Here is a 13,609-nt window from a genome sequence, read left to right as displayed (position 1 = left end):
TACGGGTGTCACACAAGTACGTGGCTCAGGTCAGTCCAGAAAACTAACACCGCTGTCTATGACAAAGAGCGCACGATCCGTCCTTTTACGGACGTGACAATCAGCACCCCGTCCAACGGAACCGACGAGCAGAGCAGGCGGAGGGTTGCCTCGGGATTCCCCGTCAGTCCGATCCCACCTCCCTGGACAGCGCCCACGCGTCCACCACCGGACCCACATGCCCCAACTTGTCCGGGTTGAGGACCGAGCGGATGGCCTGCACGCGGCCGTCGGCGATGTCGAGGGCCATGATGCTGACGACCCTGCCCGCACGGTCGCGGAGGACCGCGCCCGGCTGCCCGTTCACCTCGTGCGGCTCCAGTACGACGCCCGCCGCGCGGAACCGCCGCAGGAGCACCTCCATCACCTCGGCCACCCGGGCCGCGCCGACGAGCGGAGCCTCGCCCCACAGCGGCGCCTTGCCGCCCGCGTCGCCGGTGACCCGGACGTCGGCCGCCAGCAGTGCCCGCAGGCCCTCCACGTCTCCTTCGCGGAACGCGTCGAAGAAGCGTCCGGCGAGTTCCTCGCGCTCCTTGCGGTCGGCCTCGAAGCGGGGGCGGCCGGCCTCCATGTGACGGCGGGCGCGGACGGCGAGCTGCCGGCAGGCCGCTTCCGTGCGCTCCACGGCCGTGGCGACCTCGCCGAAGGAGAAGCCGAACACCTCGCGCAGGACGAAGACCGCCCGCTCCAGCGGGGAGAGCCGTTCCAGGAGGAGCAGGGCCGCCATCGAGACCGAGTCGGCCAGCTGGGCGGAGCGCTCCGGGTCCTCGTAGGGGTCGGTCAGCAGCGGCTCGGGGAACCACGCGCCGACGTACTCCTCGCGCCGTACCCGTGCGGAGCGCAGGACGTCGATCGAGATCCGGGTGACCACGGCCGAGAGGTAGGCCCGGGTCGAGGCGGGTCGCGTCGCGGCGGCCGTCCAGCGCAGCCAGGTGTCCTGGACGGCGTCCTCGGCCTCGCCGACGCTGCCCAGGATGCGGTACGAGATCGCGAACAGCAGCGGGCGCAGTTCCTCGAACTCCTCGTCCCGGGTCATGCCAGCTCCTCCTTGAACCCCTGCCGCCAGGACGGGTACCGCGGCTCCCAGCCGAGCTCCCGCCGGGCCTTGGCGTTGGAGAAGCCGCGCCCCTGGGTCATGATCACCACCGCCTGTTCGCCGGCCAGCAGCCGGGCCAGCCAGACCGGCACCCGGTAGGGCCGCTTCGCCCCGGCGCACTCGGCGAGATACGGCAGCCAGTCGGCGGCCGGCGCCGGCTCGTCGTCGACGATGTTGAACACGCCCCGCGCCTTCTGCTCGACGGCCAGCACGGTGGCGTCGGCCGCGTCGTCGAGGTGGATCCAGCTGCTGTACCCGGTGGCGCGGCCGACCAGCGGGTACTGGCGCCTGCGGACCAGGGTCACCTGGTCGTCGATGGCGTCCGGGCCGTAGAAGGCGCCGTAGCGCAGGGCCGCGCCGCCGGCCCGCAGCACCGCGTCCTCCAGGTGACGCAGGGCCAGCATGCCGCCGTGCGCGGGCGTTCCCTCCATCAGGTCCAGCGGGTCCTCCTCCGTCTTCACCCAGCCGCCCTCGCGGATGCCGTTCCAGCTGGCGTGGCTCTGGGCGACGACATGCGGGACGCCGGCCGCCTCGGCGGCGGCCAGCAGATGGTCGGTGCCCTCGGTGCGCAGCCGGTTGGTGAGGGCGAACCAGCGGTCGGGGTGCTTGATGTCGGGCTTGCCCGCGTGCGCCACGGAGATCGCGGTCAGCTGGTGCACGATCACGTCCGGGCGGGCCTCGGCCACCGCCGCCCCGACCGAGAGCGCGTCCAGGCCGTCCATGACGACCCCCTCCGCGCCCAGTTCCCTCAGCAGCCCCAGCTTGGCCGCACTGGTCGTCGTGGCCGTCACCCGGTGCCCCCGCGCCACCAACCGGGGCACCAGCCGCCGTCCCAGAACCCCGCTGCCACCTGCCACGAACACCCGCACGGTCATCACCTTCCGGATCCGGGAAACCGACTCACGAAGGAGATGACGAAGCAGGCCCCCGCTCCTGTGACATCGGCGGACTTCCGCTGTCGCAGAACCGTGACAATCGGCCTCGACCTGCGGGGACACACACCCCGCCATGATCTGCACACTGCGCGTATACATACCGCGTATACACCGTGTGTAGAGTGCTGGCATGTCCATCGGTCACACCCTTCTGGGGCTCCTGGAGTCCGGCCCGCGCCACGGTTACGACCTGAAGCGGGCCTTCGACGAGAAGTTCGGTCACGACCGGCCGCTCCACTACGGCCAGGTCTATTCGACGATGTCCCGGCTGCTGAAGAACGGGCTCGTGGAAGTCGACGGCATCGAGGCGGGCGGCGGGCCCGAGCGCAAGCGGTACGCCATCACCGACGCCGGCGTCACCGACGTCGACAAGTGGCTGGCGACTCCGGAGAAGCCGGAGGAGTACCTCCAGTCGACCCTGTACACCAAGGTCGTGCTGGCGCTGCTGACGCACCGCAACGCCGGCGACATCCTCGACAGCCAGCGCTCCGAGCACCTGCGCAGCATGCGGATCCTCACCGACCGCAAGCGCCACGGCGATCTCGCGGACCAGCTCGTCTGCGACCACGCGCTGTTCCACCTGGAGGCGGACCTGCGGTGGCTGGAGCTGACCGCGGCCCGGCTCGACAAGCTCCGCGCGGAGGTGGCCAGGTGAACGCCCCCGCCGGTTCGCTGCTCGCCGCCGAGGGCCTGCGCAAGGCCTACGGCCCGACCGTCGCCCTAGACGGCGCCGGGTTCTCCATACATCCCGGCGAGGTCGTCGCCGTGATGGGCCCGTCCGGGTCCGGGAAGTCGACCCTGCTGCACTGTCTCGCCGGGATCGTGCCGCCCGACGCCGGGTCGATCCGGTACGCCGGGCGGGAGATGGCGACCATGAACGACGCCGAGCGCAGCGCGCTCAGGCGCTCCGAGTTCGGGTTCGTCTTCCAGTTCGGGCAGCTGGTGCCGGAACTGACCTGTGTGGAGAACGTGGCGCTGCCGCTGCGGCTGAACGGCACCTCGCGCAAGGAGGCCGAGAAGACCGCGCTGGGCTGGATGCAGCGCCTGGAGGTCGACGAGCTCGCGAAGAAGCGGCCCGGCGAGGTCTCCGGCGGCCAGGGGCAACGCGTCGCGGTGGCACGGTCGTTGGTGACCTCGCCGCGGGTGCTGTTCGCGGACGAGCCGACCGGCGCGCTGGACTCCCTCAACGGCGAGCGCGTGATGGAGCTGCTGACCGACGCCGCCCGCTCCACCAACGCGGCCGTCGTGCTCGTCACGCACGAGGCACGGGTGGCCGCCTACTCCGACCGCGAGATCGTCGTACGGGACGGGAAGTCCCGGGACATGGAGCGGACCGTATGAGCGGGGGGCGGCGCTGGGCCGGGGATCTGGCCATGGGGGCGCGGTTCGCCTTCACGGGCGGGCGCGAGGGCTGGATCCGGGCGGTGCTCACCGCGGTCGGGGTGGGCCTCGGGGTGGCACTGCTGCTGCTGACCTCGGCGGTGCCCAACATCCTGGACGCCCGGCACGCCAAGGAGGACGCGCGGCAGGACTTCTCGATCACCCCGGCGAAGATCCCGGCGGCGGACGACACGATCGTCGTCGCCCATGTGAACACCTCGTGGTACGGCGCGGACATCCGGGCCCGGCTGGTCGCCCCGGACGGGCCGCACGCGCCGGTGCCGGTGGGCATCGACCGCGTCCCGGCGGTCGGCGAGATGTACGTCTCCCCCGCCCTGGACAAGCTGCTGAAGGCGCCCGGCAACGGGCTGCTGCGCGAGCGGCTGCCCGCGAAGGTGGTCGGCACGATCGGGGAGCGGGGGCTGATCGGACCGACCGAACTCGCCTACTACATGGGCGCGAAGGGGCTGGACCGGCAGATCGGGCACAACCCCGAGGTGGGCCGCGTCAAGCGGTTCGGGGACGTCTCCGGCCAGTCGTCCGAAGGGCTCGACCCGATCCTGCTGCTGCTCGTGCTGCTCGTCTTCGTGGTGCTGCTGGCCCCGGTCGGCATCTTCATCGCCACCGCCGTACGGTTCGGCGGTGAGCGTCGCGACCAGCGGCTCGCGGCACTGCGGCTGGTGGGCTGCGACGGCCGGATGGTCCGCCGGATCGCCGCCGGGGAGGCGATGGCGGGCTCCGTGCTCGGCCTGGTGCTCGGCACCGGGTTCTTCCTGCTGGGCAGTCAGGCGGCGGCCACGATCGAGCTGTTCGACGTCAGCATCTACCCGGACTACCTCAACCCGACGCCGGCTCTGGCCACGCTGGTCGCCCTCGCGGTGCCCGCGGCCGCGGTCCTGGTCACCCTGTTCGCGCTGCGCCGGGTCGTCATCGAACCGCTCGGCGTGGTCCGCACGGCCCGGCCCACCCGGCGCCGGCTGTGGTGGCGGCTGCTGCTGCCGGTCGGCGGCCTCGCGATGCTCGCCCCGATGATCGGGCAGGGCGGCGACAACGGGAACTTCAACCAGTACCTGGTCATCGGTGGCGTCCTGGCCCTGCTGGTCGGCATCACCGCGCTGCTGCCCTGGGTGGTGGAGCGCACCGTGGCCCGACTCGGCGACGGCGCCGTCTCCTGGCAACTGGCCGTGCGCAGGCTCCAGTTGAGCAGCGGTACGGCCGCCCGGATGGTCAACGGCGTCGCGGTCGCGGTGGCCGGCGCGATCGCCCTCCAGATGCTGTTCGCCGGCGTCCAGGCCGACTACACCAAGGACACCGGGCAGGACCCGAACCGCGCCCAGATGGAGGTGGACCTGCCGGACGGCGTCCAGGTGGCCGCCGCGGGGGCCGCGCTCAAGCGGACCAAGGGGGTGAAGGCGGCGGCGGCGCTGTCCCGGACGGAGTACGCCGTGCAGCGCCACGACCCGGACTACACCATGCAGGTCATCGTCGGTGACTGCGCGGCCCTGCGCGAGGTGGCGGCCCTGCCTTCCTGCCGCGAGGGGGACGCCTTCCTGTCCGCCGACTGGGCCGACGAACCGGCGGCGCGCAAGCTGCTGACCCCGGGCCGTTCGGTGGTGGTCGCCCCGTCCTACGCCGACGACACCCCCGGCGCCGAGGTCCCCTGGACCGTGCCGGCGAAGCTGCCGAAGGTGACCACGCGCAAGGACGCGCTCAACACCGACCTCAGCGGGATCCTGGTCACCCCGTCCGCGCTGCCCGCGAAGGCGCTGACGACCCTGCGCGGCAGCGTGTACCTGCGGCTGGACCCGGCGGTGCCGGACGCGGAGGAGCAGGTGCGCACCGTCGCCATGGGCATCGCCCCGCTCACCTACGCCTGGACGTGGACGGCGACCACCCGGGACGAGAAGTACGGCGCCATCCGCACCGGCCTGTTCGTCGGTGCCGCCGCCGTCCTGGCCCTGATCGGGGCGAGCCTGCTGGTCTCCCAGCTGGAGCAGTTGCGGGACCGCAAGCGTCTGCTGTCGGCGCTGATCGCCTTCGGCACCCGGCGCCGTACCCTCACGCTGTCCGTGCTGTGGCAGGCGGCGATCCCGATCGCGCTGGGCCTGCTGCTCGCCATGGCGGTCGGGCTGGCGCTCGGCGGGGTGCTGATGAAGATGACGGCGGTGCCGCTGCGGGTGGACTGGGCGAGCGTGCTGTCCATGACCGGCATCGGCGCGGCGATCGTGCTCGCCGTGACCCTGCTCAGCCTCCCGGCGCTGCTGCGCCTGATGCGCCCGGACGGCCTGCGCACCGAGTAGCGCCGGCCGGTCCTCGCCGCACGGCACGTGGGCCCCTCCCCCGCCGGGAGGGGCCCACGTGCCGCGCGGTCACAGGCTGTGCTCCCGCACCACCCTCCGGGCCTGGGCGAGCAGCATGCCGACGTTCACCGACTTGCGGCAGACGATCACGGCCACGACGTCCTGCTGTTCGTTCATGCGGATGAACAGGTGGGTGAGGTTGTCGCTGTTGACCAGGATCTCCTGGAAGAAGTGGTTGTCGCCGGTGATGCCGCGGCGCTCCTTGAAGACGTCCTCGATCATCACGACCGTGCGCCCCTGGAACAGGTCCAGGGTGGCGCCCGCCAGCAGGTCCAGGACCTCGGGCGGATGGTTGTCGATCGTCTCGTACGAGAGCAGCATCCCGGTGGACATGTCGACCACCCCGGACGCGACGCACTCCGGCGTCTCGTTCCGCAGTGACTTGACCAGGCTCATCACCTGGTCGGAGAACCCCGTGGCCATACGCTTCGTCGCCATCCCTTCACACTCCCTCTGGTGCCTTCGCGGTGAGGATCGAGCCGATGCGGTCGAGGGCCGGATGGGTCGCCCGGTGCAGGCGGTCCAGGTCCATCCCCTCGTCGCCGAGCACGACCATCAGGGCGGTGTCGCCGACGGCGTAGAACGCCACGCAGCCGTGGCTGCCGTACGTCACCGTCTGCCGCAGCACACCGCGCGCGGTGGCCTCGGCGGTGCGGCGCGCCAGGCCGAGGCCGGCGGCCGCGAGGGCGGCGAGGCCCTCCGGGTCGATGGAATCGGCGGTGTCGGCGGCTATGAGCATTCCGTCGGCGGCCGCCAGGGCCGTGTCGGTGATTCCGGTGACCCGTTCGCGCAGCCCGCGCATTTCCTGCGCCAGGGCTTCATGATTCATGTGCTCAACTCCCTCGTTCCTGACTGAATTCGACCGCTGCGGCGGTCGACGCGTCCTTTTTCATTCCGCCGTTCCGTTTTCATTTGGCCGTTCCGTGCCGCAGCCGGAAGAACCCTTTCCAGCTCGCCCCGCTCTTCTGCGGGCCGAGGGCTTCGGTGATGCCGCTGGCGCCGGGCTCACGGCGGGGCAGTTGGGCGGGGACCGTGATCGGCTCCGGGGGCGGCGGCGGAGGCGGCGGTTCCCGGTGCCGTACGACGGGGGCCGCCACCGGCATCCGGATGGGGGCGGTCGGCGCGGCACACTCCAGCAGCCCCTCGCCGAGCATCCGCGCGACCTCCACGGTGACGGTGTAGACCCCGCGGCCGGTACGGAAGGCAAGGTCACGGGCGGTGCGGCGGCCGTCGGCGTGGCTCAGCAGCTCCTCTTGCAGGGGGGTGCGGGGACGGTCGGCCGCGAGGGAGACGGGCCGGGGGCGTTCCCGGTCGGGGCGCACCGGGTGCGGCAGCGCGGCCAGGGCGGCCAGCTTGCGGTTCGCCTCCTGCAGCAGCCGGGCGGGGGCCTCGCCGACGGCGACGGGGGCGTACGGCTCGGTGCCGAGGACGGCCTCGCAGCCGTCCACCCGGCCGGCCACGATGGCGAAGGCCGCGTCCTGCAGCGCCATCACGCACACCACTCTGAGCTGGGCCGCTCCCGCGTAGCCGCGTGCGATCAGGCCGGCCACCGGCCAGCGCGCCCCGCCGGACGCCCGCACCAGCTCGGCCCACTGCTCGCCGTCGATACGGTCGGAGCGCAGCAGCAGCGCCTCGGGGCCGGGAGAGCCGGGGCTGTCGGCCGCGACCACCAGGCCGCCGCGCAGATGGAAGGCGCCGCCCGGGCTGCCCGGCACTCGCAGTTCGCCGCTGAACCCCTCGCGCCCGCACGCGATGAGGGCGTGCGCGAGCCGGCCGTAACCGGCCCTGCCGAGGGGATCCCGAACCTCCGACATCGCCCCCCCTCTTTTTCGCGCTTTCGCACCGAGGAGGTATGTGTATCAGTTCGATGGCATATTTCAGCCGGGGATTTCCCAGCTGTCCCGAGCTGACGGAAGTTGGAATGTTCGGCCGCTCAAATCACTTTGTTCGACACTCATTTGATCGAACTGGGGGCGTTCTCGGGCTCCGCATCCTCGGGCTCCACGTCCTCGGGCTCCACACCCTCGTCCACGTCCACGTATCGCTCGCGCGAGTACTGGTGCAGATAACTGACCACCGTGTTCATCACCGCGACCAGCGGTACGGCCACCACCGCGCCGCCGATGCCCGCGACCATGCCGCCAGCCGCGACCGTGAGGACCACGGCGAGGGGGTGAACGCGGACCGCGCGGCCGAGGATGAACGGCTGGAGGATGTGACCCTCGATCTGCTGCACCGCGAGGACCACGACCAGGGTCATGACGGCGGTGAACACGCCCTGGGTGACGAGCGCGACGACCACCGCGAGGGCGCCGGAGGCCACCGCGCCGACCAGCGGGATGAACGAGAACAGGAAGATGAAGACGGCCAGCGGGACGGCCATGGGCACGTCCAGGAAGTAGATGCCGAGGCCGATGCAGATGGCGTCGATGAGGGCGACGAGCACCGTCCCCCGGACGTAGGACGTCAGCGTGCGCCAGGCGCGCGGGCCGGCGCCGGCCACGCCCTCCCGGGCCGCGCTCGGCACCAGCTTCAGGAACCACTGCCAGATGCGCGCGCCGTCGTACAGCAGGAAGAGCGTGGAGAAGAAGACCAGCAGGATGCCGGTCAGGGCCTCCACCACCACCTGCACGCCCTCCAGCCCGAACGAGGTGATCTCGTCGGTGTTGGCGCCGATCGCCTCGCGGAGGTTCTTGGCGATCTGGTTGATCTGCTTGTCGGTGACGTGGAAGGGGCCCTTGAGCAGCCAGTCGCGCAGGTCGTCGATGCCGTTCTGGACCTGGTCGGAGAGCGTGTCGATGTTCTCCATGACCTGCCAGGTCACGAACCAGCCCAGCAGGCCGATCACCACGAACCCGGAGATGGCGGTGAGCGCGGTGGCCGGGCCGCGGGGCATCCCGGAGCGGCTGAGCCAGGCGACCGTGGGCTGCAGCAGGGCGGTGATCAGCAGCGCGATGACGAAGGCGAAGACGACGAGTTGGACGGCGCTGATGACCCGCATCAGGATCCAGACGGTGCCGGCCAGGACCAGCAGCCGCCAGCCGGCCTCGGCGGCGACCCGCACCCCCCAGGGGATGGCCGTCACGGGGTCGGGACGCGGTACGGGCTTCCGCGCGGGCGCGGCGACGGCGACGGGGGTCTCCGGTGCGGGCGCCGGCGCGGGCACCGCCGGAGCGGACGGCTCGGGCTCGGTCTGCTCGCGCTCCACCTCGGCCCGGCGCTCGTCCAATCGCTCGCCCATCTCGGTCAGGCCGGCACCGAGCCGGCCGAGCCACTGAGGCACTCGCGACATGATCCGCCCTCTTCCCCCGCGTCCCCGGGTGCTCCTCACCACTCCCCCCTGGAGTCGTTCGGTCCGACCGTACAGGGCGACAGCCCCTCCCCCTAGGACGGGGAGGGGCTGTCAAAGGTTGAGAAGCCGAGTGGGCTCTAGTACCAGTGGTTCGCCTGCCAGAAGGACCACGCCTCGCACGGGCTGCCGTAGCGGGAGTTCATGTAGTTGAGGCCCCACTTGATCTGCGTGGCCGGGTTCGTCTGCCAGTCGGAGCCGACGGACGACATCTTGGAGCCGGGCAGGGCCTGGAAGAGGCCGTAGGCGCCGGAGGAGGCGTTGACCGCCCGGTAGTTCCAGCCGGACTCGTGGTCCACGATGTTGCTGAAGCACTGGAACTGGCCGCTGGCCACCATCTGCTGCGCCATCGCCTGGATCTGCGCCACGGTGTAGGAGCTCTGGACCGGGAAGCTGGACGCGGAGGACCGGCTGGCCGCCTCCTTCGCCTCGGCGCGCTCCTTGGCCTCCTTGGCCGCCTTCTCGGCCGCGGCCTTCTTGGCCTCGGCGCTCTTGGCGGCCGCCACACGGGCGGACTGCTCGGCGTCCTTCTTGGCGGTCGCGTCGGCCTGGATGGCCACGGCGTCGGCCTGCTGCGTGAGGGACGCGGTCTGGACCGTCGCCTGCTGACCCGCGGGGAGGTCCGCGAGCAGCGTGGTGTCGGCTGCTGTCGCCTCTGCGTCGTTGTTCGGCTGCGCCACGCTGCCCGAGGCAACACCGACGACGCTTCCGACAGCGGTGACCGCGGTGGCCGAGGCCACTGCGAATCCCCGGACCGAAATCCGGCTCACACGGTTTCCTTCCAGCATCGCCCGCTTCGGTGACCCTGGCGGACGCAATCTTGCCCCTGGCGCTGGCCTCCTCACTACTGGGTCACGGGAGACACGGGCCCGGTGGGCAACTCCCCGGAGGGAGCGCCGCGTGGTGCTCGGGCGGCATACGACGTCGCTATGGAATTAGCTGTGGTGCTGCTGTGTTTCCGTACCGCTGGGGGTACAGGTGTGTCGTATGCGGGGCCTGACAGGAGTGAGACTCTGCCGTAACCAGACGCCGGGTGGCAATTCTGAGTTGCGTGTGAAAGCTCACATCCTGTTTCCCCCAGGGGATTTCAGGAAAGCAGCACGCGCGAAGGCGCCGCCCGACTAGGCTCAAGGCCTTTGCCGGACGGCGCCAACCGACGGGTAATCAACCCAACTTGGACACACGGATCAGATGTGTCCGTCCTCCAGCATTTCGGTCACAAGGGCGGCGATCTGGGACCTCTCGGACCGGGTCAGGGTGACGTGCGCGAAGAGCGGATGCCCCTTCAGCTTCTCGACGACGGCGACCACACCGTCGTAACGCCCCACCCGCAGGTTGTCCCGCTGCGCCACGTCGTGGGTCAGAATCACCCGTGAATTCGCGCCGATCCGGGACAGAACGGTCAGCAGGACGTTCCGTTCCAGCGACTGGGCCTCGTCGACGATCACGAAGGCGTCGTGGAGGGAGCGGCCGCGGATGTGGGTGAGCGGCAGCACCTCCAGCATCCCGCGGGCGGTCACCTCCTCGATGACCTCGCGGCTGGTGACCGCGGAGAGCGTGTCGAAGACCGCCTGCGCCCAGGGGCTCATCTTCTCCGCCTCGGAGCCCGGCAGATAACCGAGTTCCTGGCCGCCGACCGCGTACAGCGGACGGAAGACCATCACCTTCTGGTGCTGGCGGCGCTCCAGGACCGCCTCCAGGCCCGCGCACAGCGCCAGCGCCGACTTACCGGTGCCGGCCCGGCCGCCCATCGAGACGATGCCGACGTCCGGGTCGAGGAGCAGGTCGAGCGCGATCCGCTGCTCGGCGCTGCGCCCCTTGATGCCGAACGCCTCACGATCGCCGCGCACCACACGGATGTTGCCCTCGGCCGTCACCCGGCCGAGCGCCTTGCCGCGCTCCGACTGGATGGTCAGGCCGGTGTGCACGGGGAGGTCCGCGGCCTCCGGCGCGTACACATGGCCTTCCTCGAAGAGGATGTCCACCTGTTCGCCGGACAGCGTCAGTTCGGACATTCCGGTCCAGCCGGAGGTGCCCGTGATGGCGAGTTCGGCGCGGTACTCCTCGGCGAGGAGGCCGACCGACGAGGCCTTGATCCTGAGCGGCAGGTCCTTCGAGACGACCGTGACGTCATACCCCTCGGCCTGCAGGTTGCGGGCGACCGCGAGGATGCGGGAGTCGTTGTCCCCCAGGCGGTAGCCGCTCGGCAGCACGCTGGGGTCCGAGTGATTGAGCTCGACACGGATCGTGCCGCCGAGGTCCCCGATCGGGATGGGGGCGTCGAGACGGCCGTGCCGGACCCGGTAGTCGTCGAGCAGGCGCAGGGCCTGCCGGGCGAAGTAGCCGAGTTCGGGATGGTGCCGCTTGGCCTCCAGTTCCGTGACCACGACGATCGGGAGCACGACCTCGTGCTCGTCGAAGCGGGCCATGGCGTTCGGATCGGCCAGCAGGACGCTGGTGTCGAGAACATAGGTGCGCCGGTCGGACTTGCGGCGCGTTGTGCTGGTCACCACGGAAGGACGTACCCCCTCGGATGAGGTCGGGGAGCGACGAAGAGGAGCTGGACCGGTTGACGGCCGCCCTGCACGGGCCGAAAACCGGCCCCCCGCTGCTTCTTCCGTGCCGTGACCGCACGGTCGGGCTGGTGCAAAGGGCCTCCCGGGTGGACGGCCCCGAGCCGCCCACTGAGATCCGATGCCCGTGGTTCGGGCATCGACCTGCTTGCCTTATGCCCTCGAACATGCGCCGCCATGCCACGGACTGCAACGACGCGCAGGTGAACTCCACGTTACTCACGCCCCGAAACGGGTGATTTACGCCTCATGGGCGAGGTGGGGTCATCCACCGTAATGACGGGGTTATCCAGCGTGGCGGCGGTGGCGGGGGTCGTATGCCGTGTTGACGTCCGCCGTCACGATGGCGTCACCCGCCGTAGCGGCGGTGCCGGGCCGCGTAGTCCCGCAGGGCGCGCAGGAAGTCGACCTTGCGGAACGCGGGCCAGAAGACCTCGCAGAAGTAGTACTCGGAGTGCGCGGTCTGCCAGAGCATGAATCCGGACAGCCGCTGCTCGCCGCTGGTGCGGATCACCAGGTCCGGGTCGGGCTGGGCGCCGGTGTAGAGGTGACGGCCGATCATGTCGACGTCGACGGAGTCGGCGAGCTCGTCCATCGCGACGCCCTTGTCGTGGGCGTCGAGGATCATCGAGCGGACGGCGTCGGCGATCTCCTGGCGGCCGCCGTAGCCGATGGCGACGTTGACCAGTATTCCGTCGACGTGGGCGGTGGACTCCTCGGCCTCCTTGAGCGCCGTCTGCATCGGGGAGGGCAGCAGGTCGCGGGTGCCGACGTGGTGGACGCGCCAGCGGCCGTCGGCGGCGAGGGTGCGGACGACGTCCTCGATGATGCCGAGGAGGGGGACCAGTTCTTCCTTGGCGCGGTCGAAGTTGTCCGTGGACAGCAGCCAGAGGGTGACGACCTCGACGTCCGTCTCCGAGCACCAGCCGAGGAACTCCTCGATCTTGTCGGCGCCGACGCGGTGGCCGTGGACCGTGCTGGAGCCGGCGGCCTTCGCCCAGCGGCGGTTGCCGTCCATGATGACGCCGATGTGCTTGGGCACCTGAGCGTGGTCCAGGTGGCCTTCCACCCGGCGTGCGTAGAGCCTGACGAGCAGGCCGCGCAGCTTGTCGCGCAGGGTCACTTGAGTCCGCCCCTCGTGATTCGGATGCGGGGGTCCGCCCGCCGAAGCCTACCCCGCTGGGAGTTGAGGGGGGTTCGGTGGGGATGGCGCCCAGGGGGGAGGAGGGTGCGGTTGTCGCGCGGCTGCGGGTGGGGGGTGGCCGGTCGCGCCCACGCGGCGGCAGCCGCACATCGTCACAGCCCCGCGCCCCTGACGGGACGCTCAAGAACCGGGGCAGAAAAAACGGGCCGGTCCGTGGGGGGGAGACGGACCGGCCCGAGGGGGGGTTTCCACCATAACCCTTTGTAAGTGATGCTGCGTGCATCGGCGTGCCACAACTACTCTCCGGAGTCGTCCGGCGACGCCCCGATGGGCCAGAAGCGCTGGATCCAAGGGCCTCGCATGGCCGATTCGCAGCGGAATCCCAGGAAAAGTGGCCGCATACGGGGAGATCAAGAGGGTTTGGGCCGTCTTGGGGACGCCTCGGCGGGTTGTCCGCCCGTCCCTCCGACGGGCTACCCCCGCTGCGAACGGCGGCTTGACGCGGACCCGCGGGGCAACACGGCACCGCGCAGCCCCCTCCACTGCGCGGTGCCGACCGCGCAGCTTTGCTCACGCGAATTACCTTGGTCTGAACTTACGTGAACGGACAGGTTCATGCGAAGCGATGGTGGTAACGATGTGGGAACTCCGTGGAAATGGAACATGAACGGACGGGTCTCGCGTTCGCTTATGCGTAGATCTACGAGCTACGGCACAGGTTGACCTTATTGGA

General features: G+C 70.7%; 12 protein-coding genes. 3 read left to right on the top strand and 9 right to left on the bottom strand.

What is annotated here, in order from left to right; translation table 11 throughout:
• Positions 1 to 163: 163 nt before the first annotated feature.
• On the bottom strand, positions 164 to 1,075 hold the full coding sequence (locus ACFZDK_RS03835) for an RNA polymerase sigma-70 factor (protein WP_390969422.1): 912 nt from the start codon (positions 1,073 to 1,075) through the stop codon (positions 164 to 166).
• Positions 1,072 to 2,010 carry an NAD-dependent epimerase/dehydratase family protein gene (locus ACFZDK_RS03830; protein ID WP_390969420.1) on the bottom strand — a complete coding sequence of 313 codons (939 nt, stop codon included), beginning with the start codon at positions 2,008 to 2,010 and terminating at the stop codon, positions 1,072 to 1,074. The genes ACFZDK_RS03835 and ACFZDK_RS03830 overlap by 4 nt, the downstream gene beginning before the upstream one ends.
• A 190-nt stretch (positions 2,011 to 2,200) precedes the next feature.
• Between ACFZDK_RS03830 and ACFZDK_RS03825 the strand changes: the two genes are divergently transcribed.
• From ACFZDK_RS03825 to ACFZDK_RS03815, 3 genes are read left to right on the top strand one after another with little or no spacing between them, the layout of a single operon-like run.
• The gene (locus ACFZDK_RS03825) at positions 2,201 to 2,725 is read left to right on the top strand and encodes a helix-turn-helix transcriptional regulator (protein WP_390969418.1); all 525 of its coding nucleotides are present in this window, start codon (positions 2,201 to 2,203) and stop codon (positions 2,723 to 2,725) included.
• Positions 2,722 to 3,411, top strand: coding sequence for an ATP-binding cassette domain-containing protein (locus ACFZDK_RS03820; RefSeq protein WP_390969416.1), 690 nt, complete (start codon positions 2,722 to 2,724; stop codon positions 3,409 to 3,411). The genes ACFZDK_RS03825 and ACFZDK_RS03820 overlap by 4 nt, the downstream gene beginning before the upstream one ends.
• Positions 3,408 to 5,750, top strand: a complete 2,343-nt coding sequence (locus ACFZDK_RS03815; RefSeq protein WP_390969414.1) for an FtsX-like permease family protein — start codon at positions 3,408 to 3,410, stop codon at positions 5,748 to 5,750. Before ACFZDK_RS03820 ends, ACFZDK_RS03815 begins: the two co-directional genes overlap by 4 nt.
• Before the next feature lie 69 nt (positions 5,751 to 5,819).
• On the opposite strand, the gene ACFZDK_RS03810 is transcribed toward ACFZDK_RS03815, so the two are convergent.
• From ACFZDK_RS03810 to ACFZDK_RS03780, 7 genes are all read right to left on the bottom strand, one after another.
• The gene (locus ACFZDK_RS03810) at positions 5,820 to 6,248 is read right to left on the bottom strand and encodes a hypothetical protein (RefSeq protein ID WP_390969412.1); all 429 of its coding nucleotides are present in this window, start codon (positions 6,246 to 6,248) and stop codon (positions 5,820 to 5,822) included.
• A 4-nt stretch (positions 6,249 to 6,252) separates the two neighbouring features.
• Complete coding sequence (locus ACFZDK_RS03805) at positions 6,253 to 6,639, bottom strand: roadblock/LC7 domain-containing protein (protein ID WP_390969410.1); 387 nt, start codon at positions 6,637 to 6,639, stop codon at positions 6,253 to 6,255.
• A 79-nt stretch (positions 6,640 to 6,718) separates the two neighbouring features.
• Positions 6,719 to 7,624, bottom strand: a complete 906-nt coding sequence (locus ACFZDK_RS03800) for a MarR family transcriptional regulator (RefSeq protein ID WP_390969408.1) — start codon at positions 7,622 to 7,624, stop codon at positions 6,719 to 6,721.
• Positions 7,625 to 7,764: 140 nt separating this feature from the next.
• A complete protein-coding gene (locus tag ACFZDK_RS03795; RefSeq protein WP_390969406.1) occupies positions 7,765 to 9,102 on the bottom strand; it encodes an AI-2E family transporter in 1,338 nt (445 codons plus the stop codon).
• Between the two features lie 137 nt (positions 9,103 to 9,239).
• A complete protein-coding gene (locus ACFZDK_RS03790; RefSeq protein WP_390969404.1) occupies positions 9,240 to 9,929 on the bottom strand; it encodes a transglycosylase SLT domain-containing protein in 690 nt (229 codons plus the stop codon).
• Between the two features lie 417 nt (positions 9,930 to 10,346).
• Entirely contained in the window at positions 10,347 to 11,672 is a 1,326-nt protein-coding gene (locus tag ACFZDK_RS03785; RefSeq protein WP_390969402.1) for a PhoH family protein, read from the bottom strand.
• Between the two features lie 409 nt (positions 11,673 to 12,081).
• A complete protein-coding gene (locus ACFZDK_RS03780; protein ID WP_390969400.1) occupies positions 12,082 to 12,855 on the bottom strand; it encodes an isoprenyl transferase in 774 nt (257 codons plus the stop codon).
• Positions 12,856 to 13,609: the final 754 nt, after the last annotated feature.

The sequence above is a fragment of the Streptomyces sp. NPDC007901 genome (assembly GCF_042959465.1).
In the GTDB taxonomy this organism is placed as follows: Bacteria; Actinomycetota; Actinomycetes; order Streptomycetales; family Streptomycetaceae; genus Streptomyces.
This window is presented reverse-complemented; position numbering and strand designations above follow the sequence as displayed.